The organism is Psychrosphaera algicola, from assembly GCF_028401425.1.
In the GTDB taxonomy this organism is placed as follows: Bacteria; Pseudomonadota; Gammaproteobacteria; order Enterobacterales; family Alteromonadaceae; genus Psychrosphaera; species Psychrosphaera algicola.
The window spans coordinates 3,768,118-3,788,642 of sequence record NZ_JAQOMS010000002.1; the positions used below are offsets into that span (position 1 = coordinate 3,768,118).

The 20,525-nt window shown below is 41.2% G+C and carries 15 protein-coding genes and 6 pseudogenes; 6 read left to right on the forward strand and 15 right to left on the reverse strand.

Features of this window, described 5'->3' with window-relative positions; all coding sequences use genetic code 11:
- Positions 1 to 6 precede the first annotated feature (6 nt).
- On the reverse strand, positions 7 to 1,173 hold the full coding sequence (locus PN838_RS20730) for an alcohol dehydrogenase catalytic domain-containing protein (protein ID WP_272181833.1): 1,167 nt from the start codon (positions 1,171 to 1,173) through the stop codon (positions 7 to 9).
- 219 nt (positions 1,174 to 1,392) lie between these two features.
- On the opposite strand from PN838_RS20730, the gene PN838_RS20735 reads away from it, so the two are divergent.
- Positions 1,393 to 2,250: a helix-turn-helix transcriptional regulator gene (locus tag PN838_RS20735; RefSeq protein ID WP_215965421.1), complete on the forward strand. Its 858-nt coding sequence runs from the start codon at positions 1,393 to 1,395 to the stop codon at positions 2,248 to 2,250.
- 10 nt (positions 2,251 to 2,260) lie between these two features.
- On the opposite strand, the gene PN838_RS20740 is transcribed toward PN838_RS20735, so the two are convergent.
- Positions 2,261 to 3,340, reverse strand: coding sequence for an NHL repeat-containing protein (locus PN838_RS20740; protein WP_272181834.1), 1,080 nt, complete (start codon positions 3,338 to 3,340; stop codon positions 2,261 to 2,263).
- A 114-nt stretch (positions 3,341 to 3,454) separates the two neighbouring features.
- On the opposite strand from PN838_RS20740, the gene PN838_RS20745 reads away from it, so the two are divergent.
- The 4 genes from PN838_RS20745 to PN838_RS20760 all read left to right on the forward strand — a co-directional run bounded on the left by PN838_RS20745 (position 3,455) and on the right by PN838_RS20760 (position 6,297).
- On the forward strand, positions 3,455 to 3,694 hold the full coding sequence (locus PN838_RS20745; protein WP_272181835.1) for a hypothetical protein: 240 nt from the start codon (positions 3,455 to 3,457) through the stop codon (positions 3,692 to 3,694).
- A 5-nt stretch (positions 3,695 to 3,699) separates the two neighbouring features.
- Entirely contained in the window at positions 3,700 to 5,037 is a 1,338-nt protein-coding gene (locus PN838_RS20750) for an MFS transporter (protein ID WP_272181836.1), read from the forward strand.
- Positions 5,038 to 5,441: 404 nt separating this feature from the next.
- The gene (locus PN838_RS20755; RefSeq protein ID WP_272181837.1) at positions 5,442 to 5,774 is read left to right on the forward strand and encodes a hypothetical protein; all 333 of its coding nucleotides are present in this window, start codon (positions 5,442 to 5,444) and stop codon (positions 5,772 to 5,774) included.
- A gap of 52 nt (positions 5,775 to 5,826) precedes the next feature.
- Complete coding sequence (locus tag PN838_RS20760; RefSeq protein ID WP_272181838.1) at positions 5,827 to 6,297, forward strand: hypothetical protein; 471 nt, start codon at positions 5,827 to 5,829, stop codon at positions 6,295 to 6,297.
- Positions 6,298 to 6,391: 94 nt separating this feature from the next.
- Here the strand turns inward: PN838_RS20760 and PN838_RS27605 are convergent, their stop codons facing one another.
- From PN838_RS27605 to rpsU, 12 genes and pseudogenes are all read right to left on the reverse strand, one after another.
- On the reverse strand, positions 6,392 to 6,607 hold the full coding sequence (locus PN838_RS27605) for an oxidoreductase C-terminal domain-containing protein (RefSeq protein ID WP_370661122.1): 216 nt from the start codon (positions 6,605 to 6,607) through the stop codon (positions 6,392 to 6,394).
- A gap of 150 nt (positions 6,608 to 6,757) precedes the next feature.
- Positions 6,758 to 7,638 (reverse strand): annotated as a pseudogene (locus tag PN838_RS20770) (NAD(P)/FAD-dependent oxidoreductase); the annotation flags it as partial.
- An 85-nt stretch (positions 7,639 to 7,723) separates the two neighbouring features.
- A complete protein-coding gene (locus tag PN838_RS20775; protein WP_272181840.1) occupies positions 7,724 to 7,975 on the reverse strand; it encodes a 2Fe-2S iron-sulfur cluster-binding protein in 252 nt (83 codons plus the stop codon).
- An 82-nt stretch (positions 7,976 to 8,057) separates the two neighbouring features.
- Positions 8,058 to 9,230: pseudogene (locus tag PN838_RS20780) on the reverse strand (cytochrome P450).
- A 338-nt stretch (positions 9,231 to 9,568) separates the two neighbouring features.
- Positions 9,569 to 11,845: pseudogene (locus tag PN838_RS20785) on the reverse strand (FdhF/YdeP family oxidoreductase).
- Complete coding sequence (gene fdhD, locus PN838_RS20790) at positions 11,842 to 12,609, reverse strand: formate dehydrogenase accessory sulfurtransferase FdhD (RefSeq protein ID WP_272181841.1); 768 nt, start codon at positions 12,607 to 12,609, stop codon at positions 11,842 to 11,844. Before fdhD ends, PN838_RS20785 begins: the two are co-directional and overlap by 4 nt.
- Positions 12,610 to 12,738: 129 nt before the next feature.
- Complete coding sequence (locus tag PN838_RS20795; RefSeq protein WP_272181842.1) at positions 12,739 to 13,059, reverse strand: PilZ domain-containing protein; 321 nt, start codon at positions 13,057 to 13,059, stop codon at positions 12,739 to 12,741.
- A gap of 5 nt (positions 13,060 to 13,064) precedes the next feature.
- Positions 13,065 to 13,325, reverse strand: a complete 261-nt coding sequence (locus tag PN838_RS20800; protein WP_272181843.1) for a hypothetical protein — start codon at positions 13,323 to 13,325, stop codon at positions 13,065 to 13,067.
- Positions 13,326 to 13,687: 362 nt separating this feature from the next.
- Positions 13,688 to 15,524 (reverse strand): annotated as a pseudogene (rpoD, locus tag PN838_RS20805) (RNA polymerase sigma factor RpoD).
- 253 nt (positions 15,525 to 15,777) lie between these two features.
- Positions 15,778 to 17,530, reverse strand: a pseudogene (gene dnaG, locus PN838_RS20810) (DNA primase).
- A gap of 152 nt (positions 17,531 to 17,682) precedes the next feature.
- Positions 17,683 to 18,129, reverse strand: coding sequence for a GatB/YqeY domain-containing protein (locus PN838_RS20815; protein ID WP_215965433.1), 447 nt, complete (start codon positions 18,127 to 18,129; stop codon positions 17,683 to 17,685).
- Between the two features lie 29 nt (positions 18,130 to 18,158).
- Entirely contained in the window at positions 18,159 to 18,374 is a 216-nt protein-coding gene (gene rpsU / locus PN838_RS20820; RefSeq protein ID WP_105053374.1) for a 30S ribosomal protein S21, read from the reverse strand.
- A gap of 375 nt (positions 18,375 to 18,749) precedes the next feature.
- On the opposite strand from rpsU, the gene tsaD reads away from it, so the two are divergent.
- The gene (gene tsaD, locus PN838_RS20825) at positions 18,750 to 19,808 is read left to right on the forward strand and encodes a tRNA (adenosine(37)-N6)-threonylcarbamoyltransferase complex transferase subunit TsaD (protein WP_272181844.1); all 1,059 of its coding nucleotides are present in this window, start codon (positions 18,750 to 18,752) and stop codon (positions 19,806 to 19,808) included.
- An 18-nt stretch (positions 19,809 to 19,826) separates the two neighbouring features.
- Here the strand turns inward: tsaD and plsY are convergent.
- Positions 19,827 to 20,404: pseudogene (gene plsY / locus PN838_RS20830) on the reverse strand (glycerol-3-phosphate 1-O-acyltransferase PlsY).
- Between the last annotated feature and the right edge of the window lie 121 nt (positions 20,405 to 20,525).

A 20,525-nucleotide genomic window follows, 5' to 3' on the forward strand; every position in this document is an offset into this window, starting at 1 on the left:
CATCCATTATTGGTCTTCTGCGATGACAAAAACACCTTTAGCAACACGACCATTTAATAGATCATCAAAACCTGACTCTGCTTGTTCGAGTGTATATGTTTTGGTGACAAGCTCTTCTAACTTCATGGCACCTTGTTCGTATAACGCTAAAATCTTGCCAAAGTCACGTTTAGGATTACACATTCCATAAAGTGGATTGATGTAAATTTTATCCCACTCAAATAACTCACAATCAAAATCTATTCGCTGTTCAATACCGCTAACCTGGACTGCGGTGCCGGCATTTTTGATTAATGCTAATGGTGCTGACCCAAGTGCGGGGATCGCTGTGCATTCAAAGGCGTAATCGGCACCGATGCCGTTGGTTAACTCTCGTACGGCTTGTCGAACGTCAATAAAATCAATGTCTTGATGATGTGCAACAATACCATGCGTCGCGCCAAATTCTTTTGCTTGTTCGATACGTTGTTGATTAATGTCGATAGCGATTATGGTTGTGGCACCAGATTGTTTGGCTGCCTGAATGCAGTTCAACCCAACCCCGCCAGCACCGATGACACAGACACTAGAGCCTACCTCTACTTTCGCGGCATTGACCACTGAACCCCAGCCTGTCATAACCCCACAGCCTATAATTGACGCCGCTGGAAACGAAATGCCACTGACTTGACTATTAGCATTTCCATTGGGTGTCATAGCAGTCTGACTGGGATTTACCTTTACCACAGCGGCTGCTTGGACAACGGTATATTCACACATGGTGCCTAAATGAAACGAGCGCTCAATAGGTTGACTTGCTAACGTTGTCGACGCTAAAGCGGCATGGCCAGATAAACCGCAACCGCAAACAGGTGAATTAACCTCGCAAATATGTAAATTACCTGCTTGGCACTGGTGACAGTCACCGCATGGGATCGCCCAATTAAGGATCACTTTATCACCAATGGCCAACCCCACAACATCGTCACCGACGGACTCAATAACGCCGGCACCTTCATGACCAACAATAAATGTTTTGTCCCAATTCTGGATTGAATCCCAATCGGTATGGCAAATACCAGAAGCGTATAGTTTTACACGCACCTCACCGCTTTGGGGTAAACCTACTTCAACAGTTTGGAGCGAGTATTTACCACGCCCATCTGAAACAATTGCTTTGGCTTGTTTGATCATGTGTCACCAGATATAAATTAACTTAGGCTTATTTGACCATCAAAACCAGAGGTAAACTGTCATCATTTTTATCTAAAATATAAAATATATGTCCAGTTTTAGTTTAGTAGTAGACGAGAATCGTTTTAAATATCATTATTGTGATGTTATGAAATGTTGGGTCGTAAAAAATTACGATGTTCAATTTCTGTAAACCCACTTAACTTTTGCGAGAACGTAATGAAACGAGCCTACTGCGAACCGTTTTGCATAGAAAAAGGGTATGCGTTCGAGATCCATAACGTGGCCTATGATATACATCAGCCTTATTCGTGTTTTATGCATTTTCATGAAGTGCACGAATTCATTATATTTGACCAAGTCGACGGAAATTATTTTTATAATCAAGGACAATCAAAATTAGAAAGTAACGATGTCGTTTTTACTCCCGCAATGGAAACGCACGATTTTGAACTTAACGATGGTGCTAAGTCTTGGCACATTATTCAACTTTTGCCTGAGTTTTTTCACCAAGATGACATTGCCCACTATGCGTCCTTCTTTAATCAAGGCATGCATTTACGGATTGATGACGTTAATCAACAGGAACTAAAACAAATAGTTGCTTGGCTGTTGGCGTCTTATCAAGTTGATCCGCAGAGCGCAAAAAGCAAAACCCTATTAAAACTATTGATCATTTGGATTGCAGAACATGCAACGGCTGTAACGGCCCCCAATATTCTGCCTATTACCGCAACTGTAGGTTATGAAAGATTATTGCCCGTCATCAATCGATTTAGACATGACTCCGCTGTGCGCTTTAGTCTTGTCGACGCGGCAAAGATGTGTCATCTGTCACCATCTTATTTTTCTCGATTATTTAAAAAGATTTTCCGTTTTAGCTTTTCGGAATATGTGCTGCGGCATAAACTTTATTCCGCAGCTCGGATATTAAGTATGGCTGACGTATCAATAACTGAGTTGAGCTACGACTTGGACTTTTCCAGCCCGTCGCATTTTATTGCACAATTTAAACGGCAGTTTTCGATGACCCCACTTCAATATCAAAAGTCGGTTATCAAACGCAGCAATATGTAACGAATTCCGCTTACACAGGTGTGAGTTTCATCGGATAACTGCCATTTGCACGCCATTGGCCCACATAAATATTACCTTCATCATCGACACACAGTCCGTGGCAGTGAGTAAATACGCTCCAATCTGTTACTAATGGTTGGAGTTTACCGTCAATATAACTCGGCGGCTCTCCGCCTAAGGTTGCAATCACTTGGTTGTCAGTGTCAAAAATACAAATAAAACCGGAACCATCGACATTTGAGCCGTCGATATGCGACCAGCAAACGGCGGAATACATCAAAGAACCGACGATAACCGGCGCATGGATCCAAGCCCCTGGTGTGGCAATCGTTGCGAGGTATTCACCAGCTAAAGTAAATTGTTTTAAACATTGTTCTGCACGGGAACTGACAATAAGCTTTGGATTAGCTTTGTCGCGATTATCCAGTTCAATACCGTGGGCATTAATGAGATTATGGTTGGGATCTTGATTGTCATGTCCGCCCCATTTTTCTTGGTACTGCCCTTTGCTGTTGTAACGAAGTACATAGTCAGAACCATATCCGTCGGTGACATAGATGTCGCCATTGGCCGCGATTGCTACGTCTGTTGGCCGAAAGGGCATGTCAGGCTGATAAGCGCCAACAGTTTGTGGGTGTCCTATTGTGTAAATCAATTTGCCATCGATTGTTAATTTTGCCACAAAGCCACTTTGAGCGATGACTTTATTGGTTGGCGAGTCCCATTCATCTGTTGAAACACCATCCCAATTACGATTTAAGATCCAACCGCTGTCTACCAAATAAATGTAATCTTGGCCCTGTTCCGAGACAATTTTGATGCCATGAGCGCCGGGGTATTCACGCCCCCAGACATCAATTAAATTTCCCTCTTTATCGTAAACAACAATGTTATTATCCGGGTGGTCAGTGACCATAAAAATTCGGCCAAGGCTGTCTATTGCAAATGCGTGGCAGTTTTCTACAGCGATTTGTTGTTCGTCAAGTTTGCCCCAGTGAGTATCTATGCTGTATTGATATTTGTCAGTTCCGATAATTTTACCGTGGCAATTGTTGCTCGACTTTGGTATTGCTATTTTTTGCTTCAACATATGGTTTTTTTGATTAGAGAATGATTATTAATATTAGTAACAAATAAATCTAGGGTTGACCATACTTGTTTAAATGTTTATTGTTAACAAAATGATTATTAAAACGGCAGTATTATGGATAAATTTGTAAAGGCCGCGTTTATCTACGCGTCAATTGTAACTATTGGTGGTTTTGTCTTTGGGTTAGACGCTGCGGTTATCTCGGGCACGCTTCGCTATGTTGCGGCAGAGTTTATGTTAGATGATATGCAATTGGGGAATGTAGTAAGTGCGCCTGCGTTAGGTGTTTTACTGGCATTAGTGATCACAGGTGCAGTATGTGAGTCCATTGGCCGTAAAAAACGCTTATTCTGATTGCCATGTTATATGTTGTATCGGCAATCGCATCTGCGCTCGCACCAAGTTATGAAGCCTTAGTCGCTGCGCGTTTTCTTGGCGGGTTAGCCTTTACTTCTTTGTCTCTCGCCTCTATGTATATAGGTGAAATTGCCCCCGCAAAACAACGTGGCAAACTGGTATCGATGAATCAAATTATGATTGTAGTTGGTTTGACGTTTGCTTATTTTTCCAATTATTGGTTGCTTGGCGCAACCGAAGCAGGCGCAAATTGGATCGTAGAATTTGGCGTTGCTGATAACCTCTGGCGTTGGATGTTAGGTATGGAAATCGTACCGGCCTTAGTTTGGTGTTTATTACTGTTTATTATTCCTGAAAGTCCTCGTTGGTTAGTGTCGAAAGGTAAGTTAGAAGAAGCAAAACAAGCCCTAAGTAAATTAATGCCGGCGGAACAAATTGAGGGCGAAATCCAATCCATCGAAGCAAGCTTCAACAATAGCGAAGTACAAGAAGGCGGAATTAAGCAAAAATTTAAGGCGTTATTAGACCCTCGTGTGCGACTCGCTATGATTGTCGGATTAGTGTTTGCCATTGTTCAACCATCCACAGGTGTAAATCCAATATTGTTTTATGCGCCAATGGTATTTGAACAGACTGGTATTGGCACAAATGCAGCGTTTGCACAAACAATTATCATTGGTTTGGTTTCATTTGTATTTACTGCACTGGCCATAGTATTAGTTGATAAAGTCGGGCGTCGACCGCTGGTAAATGGTGGGCTTATTGCTTCTATTTTATGTCTATTACTATGTGTAATCGCTTTTAATCAAGCTTCTTACACGCTTGACCAACAGGATGTCTCTAAGCTTGCTGCAGCGCACTCAGAGCTTAATGAAGGTGCTATGCAGTCGCTAGTAGGACAAACATTTAGTGATGACAAGAGTTTTAAAGCTGGTGTTGCTGAAGTGATTGGACTAGACAATGTTCGGGCACTGGAGAGTCAGTTTATTCAAGCGGCAGTGACGATAAACAGCATGTTGGTTTTAGTTGGTATCGTAGGCTTTATCGCCGCGTTTCATATCTCTATTGGACCAATTATGTGGGTGGTCTTCTCGGAGATTGTGCCGACCTCAGTTCGTGGCGTTGCTATCCCAATGTTTGCTTTAGTCTGCAGCACGATAAGCTATTTTATGCAGAAATTTTTCCCTTGGTTACTTAATGCCTTTGGTGCTGCGGATGTGTTTTTATCGTATATGTTGTCAGGCATCGTTGGTCTTGTTTTACTGTATCGCTATTTACCTGAGACAAAAAATAAATCGATTGAGGAAGTTGAAAAACTGGTGGCGGAATACAAGTCGTAGCCTCTGGTCCAATATTAAATTTATTATTGGGCGGTTAAGTATACTTAACCGCCTTTTTTGTTCTTAAATAAAGTGTGATGTTGTCGATAAAGGCCGAGGCTTGCCTATAATACAAAAGCGGCAACTCTGTTATAAAAAACAGTTTTCAACCATCTAAATCAACCACCCTATTAAAATTCCCCTTTTGAAAGCTAAGGTGACATCAAGCTCAGCCTTAGATTTACGAGCTAGCACAATGTAAGCGGTTACTTGATTGCGTCGCAGAAGTGTCCCGTTATAGTGACGAGTGGCCGCCTTTTACCCATTTTGTAACATTCCCTGAAATTGACAGTCAACCATAGTTGATTTATACCTAACTCTGACGAGCCCAAATTAGGATCGTAAATATTTCCTTGGGGAGAATAGTGAAGTTACCAATAATTGCATTTTTACTGTCGATTTTTTGTTTTAGTATTAACTTGAAAGCGGAGCGTTATACTTTAGGCATCGCTGTTAGCCCTCATATTCTCGAAGTTTTTAATCAATGGACGTTAAAACAAGATTGTTGGAATGTTGACGAGTTTAAATCTAAACATTCATCACGTGGTGCCATCGAACTCGTTATTATCTGTAAAGCTCTGTATTTAGGCGGGCTAGACGTCAGATTGGATTTTTATCCTTCTCCCAATTATACCCGTAGCTTAGTGCTGGCAAACCAACGTAAAGTTCATATTCCAGGAAACGATTTGGAAAGATGAAATAGACGAATCTATTTTTTATGTTTCTAAACCTGTAATTGACGTTGGTGAAATGAAAAAGGGCATCTTTACACTGGGCAACCATCCAATGTTAGATGTTGTTAAAACAAAACAAGATTTACAAAAATACGTTGGCATTTCACCAAATAAGTGGACCCATGACTGGCAAGTCATATCAAAGTTAACGCCGCAATTGTTAAATGCGCCGTCTTCTACAGCTGTGCATAAAATGATTGCTAAAGGGCGCGCAGACTTTACGCTAGGTGAATTTAATAGCGATATGAAAATTGGATTGGAGAATGTTGTTCTAGTGCCAATTCCAAATATGTATGTTTCGTTAGCACAATCTCGTCACTTTATTGTTCGTAAGGACGTTCGCAATAGTAAGTTGATATTTTTGGCGCTGGAAAAAGGTTTATCGATCCTAAAAGAGAACAAGTTTATTAGTAAAGCTTATACGGCTTCTGGTTTCACGCCTGCTGAAATCGCTAATTGGCAGGATATAAGTGTCGATTTGGAGTAATTATTTTACTTCGTTAACCTTCAAGCTCTTGTCTTGCTATTCTTAAAAGAAGGATGACCTTTTCGTTTAAGATCATCTAACTTTCTGTTTTTGACTATAGAAATTGTACAGCCGTACTATGATCCCCTAAAGTCGTTTTATCGACGACAAGTCCATTTTTAATGGTTTTAGTTGCGACGACATAGTCTTTTGCATTGTTCACTGCATCCACTGCGAGGAGTTGAGAACCGTTAAAATACCAAAGTGAAAATTTATCTGTATGTTCTTTACGAACGACAACATCCGTAAATCCCTCCGATAAACCTACCATCTGTAACTTAATATCAAATTGATCTGACCAAAACCAAGGTATTGTATTGTATGGCACAGGTTGACCACAAATAGCCTGCGCGACACATTTGGCTTGATCAACTGCATTTTGAACGGATTCAAGTCTAATGAAGCGGCCGTAATGAGGGTTGAAGTGATTGCTACAATCACCAATCGCATAAATGTTTTTGGTCGCGGTAGCGCCAAACTCGTTTACTTTCAGACCATTGTCTATTTCGATATTCGCCATTTTTGCTAGTTCTGTATTGACCCTGACACCCACTCCGACAATGATAATATCAGCTTCGTAAACGGTATCATCATCACAATGGAGTTGATTGATATTGCCTTTAAGAGACAAACCCTCTACATTTTTATTACATAGGATATTAACGTCATTTTGCTCGTGCAAATTGGTAAAATAAGACGACATGGTTGGTGTTGTTACACGAGCTAGTATCCGCTCCTCTCGTTCGAGAACCGTAACATCTGCACCGAGTTTTTTAGGGAAGCCGCGGTTTCTAAACCAATGTACCCACCACCAATAATAACGACTTTGGGAGCCGCTTTTTGACGCATGGCTTGTTTGATATTATTCACATCTAAAGCGGTGCGCAGTGGAAATAGGTTTGCCGCCTGTTGTAAACCAGGGATTGGCGGAATAATAGGACTAGCGCCGGTCGCCAATACCAATTGGCTATAATACATGACCTCTGTTGTTCCATTAGAAGCCGAGTCAAAGGTAATTGTTTGTTTGCCCGCATCTAAGTGAGTTACCCGACAACCTAAGTGCAATGATATCGTCGATTTTTCATAGCTCTCTGGTGACTTAAGGGCATTTCTTTCAATGGGGTCATCCGAGATCAAGTAGGCTTTTGACAGCGGTGGGCGATGGTAAGGTAACGTCGGGTCAGCATCTATTAACGCAATCGCACCAACATAACCTGCTTTACGTAATGAAAACGCCAAATTAACTCCAGCGTGACTTGCGCCAACGATAACGCAGGTCGATTGTTCAGGTTGATTTGTCATAAGTGTGACCTTTTAAAAACAATTTTTGATAAATGTCTATTTTAAGAATGGACTTAAAATAATGACTAACGTTTATATAATTTGATTAACCAACGACTTTTAACGTGATCCCGTCAATGTCGTCAGATATGTCAATTTGGCAACATAAGCGGCTATATTCATTCACGTTGTCATCTAGTTCGAGCATGTCAGATTCTATTTCGCTTGCTGTTCCGGTCTTAGCCATGTCTTGTGCTGCAACATGAACGTGACAAGTTGCACATGAACAAACGCCGCCGCAATCGCCATCGATGCTCTGGAATATTGTTGTCGACTGCCAGTTCCATAACGCTGCCACTTGTTGCTTCAACTGTAATTGATTGTTCGTCTTGTGTTACAAATGTAATTTTAGCCATGGTGGTTTCCTCTATTTATCTAAATTAGCGCTGTTTAAATTGTACGGTTAAATGATCAAAACCCACTTTTCGTTTAAATTCACCCAATGTTTCAATGTTGTCTTTGCTATCGACGATTGCTATTGAATCGAGCTTATTGATCATCACACTGAGTAAGGTCTGTAATATTTGACGCGCATGTGTCGCGCCTAAACAATTGTGAGTACCAAAACCAAATGCTACGTGAGGATTCAGCTTTCGGTCCAATACCACGTCATTTGGATTTTCAAATACGCGCTCGTCACGATTAGCAGATGCCCAACACAACGAAATACGGGTATCCGCCTTAACGGCATGTTCGCAAATTGAGGCGTCTTCAGTCGCAACTCGTCCCATTTGAGTTAATGGCGAAAAGTATCGTATTAACTCTTCTACGGATTTATTGATAATACTTGGTTCATCTCGCAAACGATGCAAGTCTTCAGGGTGCTCAGCAAAGTAGCCTATGGTATTGGTCACCATATTTATCACTGTGTCTCGGCCACCTGCGAAGGTCAAGATCATAACGCCTTTGATTTGTTCCTTTGTCATAGGTTTACCCATAACTTTTGACTGCAATAACAAAGAGTATAAGTCGTTTCATGGAGACTGCTCAGCCCGCTCGATTTGTGCTTCTATATAATCGTAAAGTATTGCAGCTTTGTCGCCATCTAGGGCTGTGGTATCACTTCTAAAAACGTGTGTACCCCAGTTGATCCAAGTTTCAGAGTCTGACATTGGTGTGTTAAGTAACAAGGTTAACGCTCGAGATTGAAGAACAAGCGCGAGTTGAGACACCACTTCGGTTTCAGGCTGTTGTAATACATCGTTAAAAACACCTTCGATAATCCCAGTTAATTGCTCTTGGTAGTCTGCTTCCAATGGTCGTTTAAACCAAGGTTCGATTAAATCCCGGTAAGTTTTATGCTCAGGTGGATCAACTTCAAAAGGGATCTGTCGTGTCTCACGAATGTTCACTTCAGAGGGGATGACGATTCGATCAGGTTTAGCGCCAGACTGGTACGTTTTCCAGTTATGGGCGCATTTACGAACGTCTTTTAATCCCAATACCATAGTTACAGGATCGTTTTGGTCATCCATAAATCCCAATCCAGTTTCAACTCTTGCGGTGGCAAACGGGTCAGATTGTTCACTTTTTTCATCGAGATACCTTTTGATTATGACGCCTAGTTTGAGCCTAACTCGAGATAATATTGTCTCGGTTACTTCGACCATGTAGCGGTTTGTTTATGCTGTAATCTTAATCAAGAAATTGGCATTAAAATACAAAGGCTAGAGAATAAAATGTTAAATATATGACCTGTTTTTTAGTTTATGTGACAATATTTTATTTAAAAAGACAAAATAATGTTTTTTAGGAATTAGTATTGAGAAGACTAGTGAGTTTAAAACAAAGCACCAAATGGGAATGTTATTAAGGGGTTCTCTAAGAAAGTAGGGGTTCTACTAAATGACGCCAATGAAACTCCTTAGCGTCATTGTTAACCTACATTGTACTAGGAGGTTTTCATCAAGACGGTTTTAGAGGCTGAAATGATAACTGGAATAGACTTAGACGTTGGAGTAAAACTGCCATCACCAAAGCTGTCGATTGGTACAAGTGGGTTAGTTTCAGGATAATAGGCTGCTACATTGCCCAGTGGAATGTCATAAAATATCAATTTAAAACCATCCACCATGCGTGTTTGATTATCGTGCCAAATTGAAGTGAGAGATACCCACGTCCCTTCTTCTAGTTTTAATCGCGAGGCGTCTTTTTTGTTTATAAAGACAACATTTCTTTCGCCAAATACGCCTCGATAGCGGTCATCCATGCCGTATATCGTCGTATTGTATTGGTCGTGAGAACGAAGCGATTGTAAAGTAAATATTGGTGCTTTTTGTTTTTCGATTATTGCAACGACCGCTGCTGGGTAGAGGCTAGTAGGCAATTGGGACGCAGTGAAGTTGGCTTTGCCACTATGAGTCTGCCAATGATAATTAGCCGCTGAGTTAACAAGGTGAAAGCCACCTATGGCGTTGCTATTTGTTGGTTAAAGTTATCAAATCCAGGAATCGTTTTTTCAATTAGGTTTCGGATCTGTCCGTAATCCTCCGCCAGCGTTGACCAGTCGACAATATTGTCACCTAATGTTGCGTTTGCAATGGCAGCGACGATTGCGGTTTCTGACTTTAAGTTTGGCCCAACCGGAGTGTTAGCGCCTTTGGACGCATGAACCATACTAAAGGTATCTTCTACCGTTATCGCTTGTTCGCCACTACTTTGTTTATCTATTTCTGTGCGGCCTAAACAGGGCAGAATAATCGCGTCGTTGCCAACACAAAGGTGACTTCGGTTCAGTTTGGTACTAATTTGTACATTGAGCTCAACTTGTTGCATGGCATCAATAGTAAAGTGCGTATCAGGTGCAGCTGCCGCTAAGTTGCCACCCAAGCAGATAAGGACTTTGCTTTGTTGTGTAGACAAAGCGGTTAACGCTTGGTTGACGTTATGACCGGGTCGCTTGTTGGTCGAGATACCAAATTCGGCGTCAAGGGCTTGTAAAAAGGGCATTGAAGGGTTTTCATTTATCCCCATTGTTCGGTTACCTTGCACATTACTGTGTCCACGTACAGGGCATAGTCCTGCGCCCGGTAGGCCAATTTGCCCAAATAATAAGTGTAAGTTGGTTATCTCTTTAATCGTATCAACAGAGTGTTTATGTTGTGTAATACCCATCGCCCAGAGTGGTAATGACACGCTTTCCACTTGCAAACAAATCAGCAGCCTGCTCAATATCTTTCTGGTTTAAGCCTGATTGTTGAGTGATTAATTCCCACGGCGTAGCAGAAACGGCCGTTAGGTAAGCTTCTAATCCATTTGTATGCTCTGCAATAAACTCATCGTTTAGTTTTGTATTTATATCGAGGAGATGTTTGACCATGCCTCGGACGACAGCAAAATCGCCGCCCAATTTGGGTGTGAAATAACGATGGCTTATGGTCGTTGCCGCTGGAGTAAGTAATTCAATAGGATCTTGAGGGCTGGCAAATTTCTCTAAGGCAACTTCTCTTAGATTATTAAATGAAACAATTTTACATCCCCCTCTTGAGGCTTTGCGCAACGAGTTCATCATTCTAGGGTGATTAGTGCCGGGGTTCTGGCCAAAAACAAAGATAACGTCTGCGTGGTCAAAGTCGTCTATCGTGACGGTTCCTTTGCCAACGCCTATAGTGTCTTTTAGAGCAACACCACTAGCCTCATGGCACATATTAGAGCAGTCAGGAAAATTATTGGTGCCTAAAACCCGGCCAAATAATTGATACAAATAGGACGCTTCATTACTTGCTCGTCCCGAAGTATAAAACTCCACTTGGTCTGGCTCTACGTTTCGTATTTTGGTACCGATTATTGAAATTGCCTGTTCCCAGGAAATAGGTTCGTAATGATCGGTGTTTGCATTGTATGACATAGGGTCAGTTAACCGACCTTGATATTCTAACCAGTGGTCACTTTGCTTTTTGAGTTGGCTTACCGAGTACTCACGAAAAAATTCAGGACCTACTTTTTTGTCTGTAGCCTCCCAAGTTACCGCTTTTGCTCCATTTTCACAAAACTGAAAACGGTCATTTGTATTGTCGCCCCACGCACAACCTGGGCAATCAAAACCATCGCTTTGATTTACTTTCAGCAAATTTTTGATATTGTCTTTTGCGCGTTGGCTGCGCATCACTTGTTTGAACGTGGAGGCGACTGATGCGAAACCACCGGCTTTATTAGATTTAACTGTCATAAATTACTCGATACCATAATAGATAGGCTGATCTTTTTCGGGATCTGGACTAACAAAAGGTTATGTTCTGCAGCTAGATTAACTGCAAACTGGCTTGGTGAGGCAAGGCTAATTAACGTAGGTACGCCGGCCAAAATTGATTTCTGCACTAATTCGACACTGCATCTACTTGTTATTAAAATTGCGCCTTGGCGTCTATCAATACCATTTTTTAAAAGGTAACCAATTAACTTATCAAGCGCATTGTGTCGGCCGATATCTTCACGGCAGGCGACTATCTGACCGTCAGTGTTGAGCCAAAATGCCGCGTGCAAAGCGCCACTATTTTTAGCTAGGGTTTGCCAAGTCGACAGCTTGCGCCGAATGACGCTAAGAGTGGTTTTCAGATTAGGCGATATCGCTGACATCGCAGGCAACGTTGGCAGTGTAGGGAATGCTTGGGTTAACGTTTCTGTACCGCAGAGCCCACAACCCGTGGTGCCTTTTAGTTGCCTTTGTCGTTGTTGCAAGTTAACTAAACATCGGTTAGCAATGATTACGTTAACGATATAGGCATTGTCCTGCTGGCTGATATTGATATCATGAATATCGCGATTGTGGCTAATAACTAAGTTGGACAACAGAAAGCCGATGACAAATTCTTCTAAATCATGAGGGCTTGCCAACATGACAGCATAGCTCACCTGATTTATTTCGATAGCAACAGGATGTTCTTCCACTAAATGAGTCGAAAGGGCTTTTAATGGAGTTGCAGAAGTCGGCATAAGGCTTGGGCTAACCTTGTATTAAAATATAAGAATGGCAAATATGTTAATAATTAAACCATATCGCGGATCAAAATGCTGTTACTTGTTGGTTGTAAAATAACAAATATATGATGGATCCGAGAAAGGTTATAAGCCGTATTCTCGCATAAGAAGGATCGCAAAGGCACTTTTTACGACACCGGAGTCTTCTTCTGTAAATTCGACGCCCAGTTGAACTTTTTCTCTTTGTCGAGCATTTTTAACGACACCGCTGATGGAAAAATCCATATCTAAGTCGTCGTTAGCAACAAATTCAACATTGACCTCTTGTCCAGTTAACTCTTCTGACGTTGGGTTCTCTAATACTTCTTCATTAAGTAAGTATTCACACTTTAATCCTGTCATTGAAAAGTCAGAAATCAAAGCCAGATATTGTCGGTCTAACTTTGGATAAGTAATGTTAGCCATTAACTCTACGGAAATCCTAGGGTGGTTCTCAGCCGCTGACCTTTCACAATTTTAGGGTATTCAACAAGTAAAAGGGGTTCTCGAAGTTTACTGATCCCTAATGAAGATACCTGAAAATTAAGAGCGGTAAGGTACTCTTGAGCTACTACAGTTTGAATTGATAACTGGACTCCGGCTTTCAAGTCGTGGCTGTCATTGGCAGCACTAGTGATATTTTGAAATTTTAGAATTAAATATTCATTTTCAATCAGGCCAACGTAAATCATTTTAAATTTTAGTCGGTTATGCACTTTGTCATATAGGCTGATGTTGACAATAGTACCTTAGTTGTAATTCTTTAATTAGATTCAACGTTTACTCCACCAATGAGTTAAATATGACGTTATCACTTGCAATAGGGAAACCAATATTAGTTGTTACTATTCGTTAAAATTATGCGTAATAAAATAATTTGTAAAAAGTCCCAAATAACTCTTTTTAACGAATATTCAATAGTATGGCGGATATTCAGTATGTGACAAAGAACTAATTTTTTAAAGTGGTTAAAGGGAAGATTATTAAAAATAAAACGCCAAGCAATAAAAAACCCGCTAGTGCGGGTTTTCTAAATGTGTTGTAAATTGACTTATTACTCGTCTAAGAAGGTTCTTAACGGTTCTGACCGAGAAGGATGTCTTAATTTACGTAATGCTTTTGCTTCGATCTGGCGTATACGTTCACGTGTTACATCAAACTGTTTACCAACTTCTTCCAAAGTGTGATCCGTATTCATGTCGATACCAAAGCGCATACGCAATACTTTAGCTTCACGGGCGGTTAGGCCAGACAATACATCACGGGTTGCATCTTGCAAACCTTCAGAAGTAGTTGTTTCCACTGGTGAAGATATTGTTGTATCTTCGATAAAGTCACCTAAATGTGAATCTTCATCGTCACCAATAGGCGTTTCCATTGAAATAGGCTCTTTTGCGATTTTAAGCACTTTTCTGATCTTGTCTTCAGGCATTAACATGCGCTCAGCAAGTTCTTCTGGTGTAGGCTCGCGACCCATTTCCTGTAACATTTGACGTGAAATACGATTAAGCTTGTTGATCGTTTCAATCATATGTACTGGAATACGAATTGTTCTTGCTTGGTCAGCAATTGAACGCGTAATCGCTTGACGTATCCACCATGTTGCATAAGTAGAGAACTTATAACCACGACGATATTCAAACTTATCTACCGCTTTCATCAAACCGATATTACCTTCTTGGATCAGATCCAAGAATTGTAAACCACGGTTTGTGTATTTTTTAGCGATGGAGATAACCAAACGTAAGTTGGCTTCGACCATTTCTTTTTTCGCACGACGCGCTTTAGCTTCTCCAATGGCCATACGGCGGTTGATGTCTTTAATCGCTTCTACATTTAGTCGTGTTTCTTTTTCAATTTCTTTTAACTTTTGGATGCTACGACGAATTTCAATGTCGACTTCTTTAAGTCGATTTGCAACGTCATCGCCGCCCGATTGCAATAACTCTAACCAAGACGTTTTAGTTTCGTTGCTTATGGAAGATCTTAATGAAATCTTTTTTAGGTAATTTAGCGTAACCACAAGTGTGTTTCATGATTAGACGTTCTTGAACGCGAACACGGTCCATCATGTCACGCATATTTCGAACTAATTTATCAAATTGCTTTGGAATCAGTTTGAATAAGCGGAAATGTTCACCAAGAGCCGCAATCTTTTCTTGAGTTTTTGGGTGAGAACGACCAAGTTCATTGATAGAGACTGTTGACTCATCATACAAACGGCGTAACTCTTCAAAATGCTCACGAGCTTCTTCAGGATCTGGGCCTGTATCAACTTCTTCTTCGTCTTCATCATCGTCATCTGAATCGCCGTCTTCATCGGCTAAATCAGTTTCAGACAATTCTGATCCAACATGAGTTGCAGCAGGTGCTACATCTTCTTCGTTTGGATCTAGGAAACCATTAATGATGTCGCTTAAACGAATTTCTTCTGCTTCATATTGGTCCCACTGATCCAACAAGTAGCTGATAGCTTGCGGGTATTCCGCAACTGAAGATTGAACGGTATATATACCTTCTTCAATTCGTTTTGCTATGACGATTTCGCCTTCGCGAGTCAGTAATTCAACCGTACCCATTTCACGCATATACATGCGAACAGGGTCGGTAGTACGACCTATTTCTTTTTCAACAGTAGCAAGTGCTGCAGCTGCCGCTTCAACGACTTCATCATCGCTGGTTTGTTCTTGCATCAACAATTCATCGGCATCAGGTGGTGTTTCACATACCTTGATACCCATGTCGTTGATCATCTGAATGATGTCTTCGACTTGATCAGCGTCGATCATATCCTGCGGAAGGTGATCGTTCACTTCTGCAAAGGTTAAGTAACCTTGCTCGCGACCTTTAATAATAAGAAGTTTTAGTTGAGACTGAGGAGTTTGCTCCATACAGATTATCTTCCACCTACTAGTTGAACATGAAATACTTGGGAAAGTGCTTATTTATTCACCGTAAAGTGATTTAAAAAGCGAACTACATATTATAACAGCTGTTTTAATTTCTGGCTATGTATTAATCGAATTGAAACAAATCAATGGCAATTAAATCTATTTTGTGAAATATCAATCTACGATGAAGGGGGTTAAGGGTTCTTAGAAGGAGTAATACAGTGCCAAAATCAAACTTCCGTTTGGTATTGTTTTAGGATTTTAAGGCGCTCATTAATGCCACATACTCAATCTGTTCTTGCTTATCGAGTTGACCAGTTTTCCCTTTAATTAATAAGGCCTCAAGGCGTTTCTCCAGATAACTATCTTGCAATGACTTAAATGTCTCGGCAAATTCTTGAATCAAGTTCTCATTGTCAATTTGGTGCTCCCAAGAGAATAAACGGGCCAAAAATGAGTATTCTTTTTGTGAACGAAAACGCTCTAACAAAACCGATTGTTTAATTTCAGGTTCGTCCAAAATTAACTTTTGAATAGCGATGAAGGTGGCAAAGCCTGGCATTTCTGCATTAGCTAATGCTGGAATAAATGGGACTTCTTTAGCTAGATTAGGATGTTGTAATAGCAAACCAATGGCCCGGCGCATCGGCGTTATTTGAAACTCAGTCTGTTGACGTTTAACTTCAGCGATAGGTGAGCGATTTGCCAATTTAATTTTATCGGCGTCGCGGCCGATTAAACGTGCTAACTTTGCTAATAATGCTTCTTTATAATAATCACTAGGAACAACTTCTATTAGTGGTTTGGCTTGCGAGAGAAGGGCAGATTTTCCTGCGTCACTGGTAATGTCCAGAGCGTTTACAAAGTGCTCAAAGAAATAGTCGAGCAAAGGTTTTGCTTCACCGAGTCTAACTTCAAAGGCTTCTTTGCCTTCCTTTTGCACCATAGTATCTGGATCTTCACCGTCAGGTAAAAATGTAAACCGTAAATCGACACCGTCTTTTAAATGGGGCATGGCGTTTTCTAACGCTCGCCAAGCGGCATCACGTCCAGCTCTGTCGCCGTCATAACAACAGATTACCTGGCGCGTACTACGGAACAAGAGCTGCATATGCTCAGGTGTTGTCGCTGTACCAAGTGCTGCTACAGCGTACGATATTCCCTGTTGAGCCAAAGATACAACGTCCATATAACCTTCGACAATAAGAACTCGTTCGAGGTTTTGATTGGCCTGTTTGGCTTGATAAAACCCATACAGTTCGTTGCCTTTATGAAATATACGTGTCTCAGGTGAATTTAAATATTTTGGGGTTCCGTCATCAATAACGCGTCCGCCAAAGCCCACCACTCGTCCACGTTTATCACGAATTGGGAACATCACTCTTTTACGGAAAAAGTCGTATGTTCTGCCTGAATCGTTCTGGTTTAAAACTTTTAGATCGAGAAGTTGTTGTTGCTGCGCTTTTGTTTTACCAATCGACTTTAAAATACTGTCCCAACTATCAGGCGCATAACCAATGCCGTAGCGTTGGCAGATTTCGCCAGATAAATTACGATTCTTTAAATAATCAATAACCGCTTTTGAATTCTGATCATGTTTGAGATTGTGTTGGAAAAACTTTGCGGCGAGTTCCATTAACTCGTAGTCCGATTGTTTTTGTTCTCTACTTACTGTTGGATATTTTTTCTGTTTTCCGGTCCCGTTATCTTCGCGGGGACGTCAATACTGTGCAGTCGAGCTAGTTCTTCAATGGCCTCGACAAACTCAAGTTGTTCGTATTCCATTAAAAAACTGATGGCATTGCCATGAGCACCGCAACCAAAACAATGATAAAACTGTTTTTCAGGGCTTACCGAAAATGACGGTGATTTTTCATTATGAAATGGGCAACAGGCTTGGTAGTTTTTGCCGGCTTTTTAAGCGGAACTTTAGCATCAATTAAATCAATAATATCGGTGCGAGCAACAACGTCATCAATAAAGCCTTTCGGAATACGACCAGTCAATCACTTGCCCCTTTGAGTAGTAAAAATAATTTAATTGGATGGTGATTATTGCAAATTAACAGTGGATTTAAAATGATCTATACGGCAAATAAAACAAAACCGCAAAATTTGCATTTTGCGGTTTATGTTGCTGAAGTGTTGCAGGTCAAAAATTAACTGTTTAATTTCGACCGTACTAAACCACTTACCTTGCCCATATCGGCACGGCCAGTGATTTTTGGCTTCAATTCGGCCATTACTTTTCCCATGTCCTGCATGCCAGATGCCCCAGTGGCTTCGATGGCGGCAGAGAGCAAGGTTAGAACTTCTTCCTCGGTAAGCGCTTGAGGTAAGAAATCTTCTATAATGGCGATTTCAGCTGCTTCAATATCAGCTAGCTCGGGACGGTCAGCGGCTTCATACTGCGCTTTAGAATCTTTTCGCTGTTTTACCATCTTAGTTAAGATGGCAATAACATCTTCGTCACCAAGCTCAATTCTTTCATCTACTTCTCGTTGCTTAACCGCTGCCAAGGCCATGCGAATTGTGCCTAAACGGATTTTATCCTTAGCACGCATAGCATCTTTTTGGGCGTCTTTAAGCTGGTCAATAAGACTCATAGGTACTTCCTGACTCGAGAGTTAGTAGATTAATAAAGTTTGATGCGACGTGCGTTTTCGCGAGAAACTTTTTTCAAGTGGCGCTTAACAGCAGCAGCTTTCTTACGCTTACGAGCCCAAGTTGGCTTTTCGAAGTGTTCACGACGACGTACTTCTGAAAGGATCCCTGCTTTTTCACATGAACGTTTAAAACGACGTAGTGCAACGTCAAACGGTTCGTTCTCTTTAACTTTAATTACTGGCATTTAAAAATCGACCTCAGTATTCTGTATTTTATGGTTAAACTTTAACCAAGACTAATAAAAATGGTGCGGCATTTTAAATCCAAGCCCCGTCTTTTGTAAAGTACTTTTTTAAATTTAAACAGGTTTTCAGGGATTATTTAACAAGACGTAATGTCTAAGAGGTTATTACTGAAATAAACTGCTCGGGGATTCAATTGAATCTCTTTGTTTCGAGGGGTAGAATGCGCGCCTTTCGCTAAGAGTAACATAGTTGCTACGGGGCGAAAACAGTCTAATTTGCACGATGGTTGGAATCGTTAGTCAAACCAGCCGGTAAACCCTGTGTATATTGATATTATCGTTATGAAAAACAAGCGAGTTTAAGGTGAATTTAACATGTTAATTTTAGGTATAGAATCTTCCTGTGACGAAACAGGCATTGCGTTATACGACACCGAAAAAGGGCTTGTTGGACATAAACTTTATAGTCAAATTGCGGTTCATGCCGATTATGGCGGTGTTGTCCCTGAACTTGCATCGAGAGATCATGTGCGTAAAACAATACCTCTTATCAGTGAATTGTTGACGGAATGTGATCTGACAAAACAGGATATAGAAGGAATCGCGTTTACGGCTGGGCCTGGACTTGTTGGGGCTTTAATGGTTGGAGCCTGTATTGGCCGCTCAATGGCTTATGGCTTAGGGATCCCAGCGGTAGAGGTTCATCATATGGAAGGGCATTTACTTGCGCCGATGTTGGAAGATGAGCGCCCGGAGTTTCCATTTATCGCGTTATTAGTTTCCGGCGGCCACACGCAACTTGTAGAAGTGCAAGGTATTGGCCAATACAAAATTTTAGGTGAGTCTATTGACGACGCAGCAGGTGAAGCGTTTGATAAAACCGCAAAACTACTTGGGTTAGATTATCCTGATGGACCTATGTTGGCAAAATTAGCCGAACACGGAACTCCGGGGGTATTTAAGTTTCCTCGACCAATGACAGACCGCCCAGGATTAGACTTTAGCTTCAGTGGCTTAAAAACAGCAGCGGCAGTTGCGATTCGTGGTGCAGGGATTCATTTGTCTGGAAGTAAATCAGACGCAACTGAATTACCAGAGAATATTGACCAACTTAAAGCTGATATCGCCCATGCGTTTCAGCAAGCTGTCGTTGATACTATTGCAATTAAGTGCCGACGTGCGGTAGAGCAAACTGGAATTAAAACTTTAGTTATCGCCGGTGGTGTCAGCGCAAATACAGAACTAAGAGAGAAACTAGCTCAATTGATGGCTAAGCAGCGCGGTAATGTGTTTTATCCTAGACACGAATTCTGTACCGACAATGGAGCGATGATCGCATTTGCAGGCGCTCAACGTATTTTGAGTCAAGGGGATCAAAACTTAAAAGTAAAAGCGAAACCACGCTGGTCAATTGAAGAATTACCTAAACTTTAATGTAAGTTTACAATAACTTTATACTCTTAAATTCGACTTAGGTTCGCTGCCATTGGCTAGGCGAATGATATTAGGGATATGTCGAGCAATAATAAGTAACGCTAACATGGTTACTGCGATTGTATATTTAGGCGAGGTTAGGTAAGTCACCAGTGGTGAAATCCCGACAGATACTATAGCGGATAAAGATGAATATCCGGTTAAACGGAATACGATCATCCAAGTTCCTAATAGAGTAAACGCAAGAGTCGAACCGACGGGCAGTAAGCAACCTAACGCGGTTGCGACCGCTTTGCCGCCTTGAAACCGGAAGAAAATCGGAAACATATGTCCGAGGCAGCAGGCCAATGCAATTGCGCCAATTTCTAAAGTCGAAAATCCTAGGTAATAACTCCCCAGCTAGGGATTATTCCTTTTAGAACATCGAACAATAAAGCCTGGATAGCCGCGGTTTTACCCGCAATACGGTAGACATTTGTTGCGCTAGGGTTAAAAGATCCTTTAGAGCGAGGGTCAGGTAATCGCCACAATTTACAGTAGATGATCGCTGAATTGACTGAACCTAGTAGATAGGTTGCAATTAATGTAAGAAAAATTCAGCGGACATGAGTTCCTCATTGTTAGTATTTCAGCTATTATTCGCGCTTTCAATTTTCGCGTCGCGTAAACTAAGAGCGAAACGTTAATTTGGTAAGCAGATATTTATCATTGAGAGAG

What these genes read in the sequence shown, in the direction of transcription:
- PN838_RS20815 (WP_215965433.1), bottom strand. Translation starts at nt 18,129, where the DNA reads ATGAGTCTTATTGACCAGCTTAAAGACGCCCAAAAAGATGCTATGCGT.
- PN838_RS20745 (WP_272181835.1), top strand. Translation starts at nt 3,455, where the DNA reads ATGGATAAATTTGTAAAGGCCGCGTTTATCTACGCGTCAATTGTAACT.
- PN838_RS20750 (WP_272181836.1), top strand. Translation starts at nt 3,700, where the DNA reads ATGTTATATGTTGTATCGGCAATCGCATCTGCGCTCGCACCAAGTTAT.
- PN838_RS20735 (WP_215965421.1), top strand. Translation starts at nt 1,393, where the DNA reads ATGAAACGAGCCTACTGCGAACCGTTTTGCATAGAAAAAGGGTATGCG.
- PN838_RS20800 (WP_272181843.1), bottom strand. Translation starts at nt 13,325, where the DNA reads ATGATTTACGTTGGCCTGATTGAAAATGAATATTTAATTCTAAAATTT.
- PN838_RS20740 (WP_272181834.1), bottom strand. Translation starts at nt 3,340, where the DNA reads ATGTTGAAGCAAAAAATAGCAATACCAAAGTCGAGCAACAATTGCCAC.
- rpsU (WP_105053374.1), bottom strand. Translation starts at nt 18,374, where the DNA reads ATGCCAGTAATTAAAGTTAAAGAGAACGAACCGTTTGACGTTGCACTA.
- PN838_RS20795 (WP_272181842.1), bottom strand. Translation starts at nt 13,059, where the DNA reads ATGGCTAACATTACTTATCCAAAGTTAGACCGACAATATCTGGCTTTG.
- PN838_RS27605 (WP_370661122.1), bottom strand. Translation starts at nt 6,607, where the DNA reads ATGGTAGGTTTATCGGAGGGATTTACGGATGTTGTCGTTCGTAAAGAA.
- PN838_RS20760 (WP_272181838.1), top strand. Translation starts at nt 5,827, where the DNA reads ATGAAAAAGGGCATCTTTACACTGGGCAACCATCCAATGTTAGATGTT.
- tsaD (WP_272181844.1), top strand. Translation starts at nt 18,750, where the DNA reads ATGTTAATTTTAGGTATAGAATCTTCCTGTGACGAAACAGGCATTGCG.
- fdhD (WP_272181841.1), bottom strand. Translation starts at nt 12,609, where the DNA reads ATGCCGACTTCTGCAACTCCATTAAAAGCCCTTTCGACTCATTTAGTG.
- PN838_RS20730 (WP_272181833.1), bottom strand. Translation starts at nt 1,173, where the DNA reads ATGATCAAACAAGCCAAAGCAATTGTTTCAGATGGGCGTGGTAAATAC.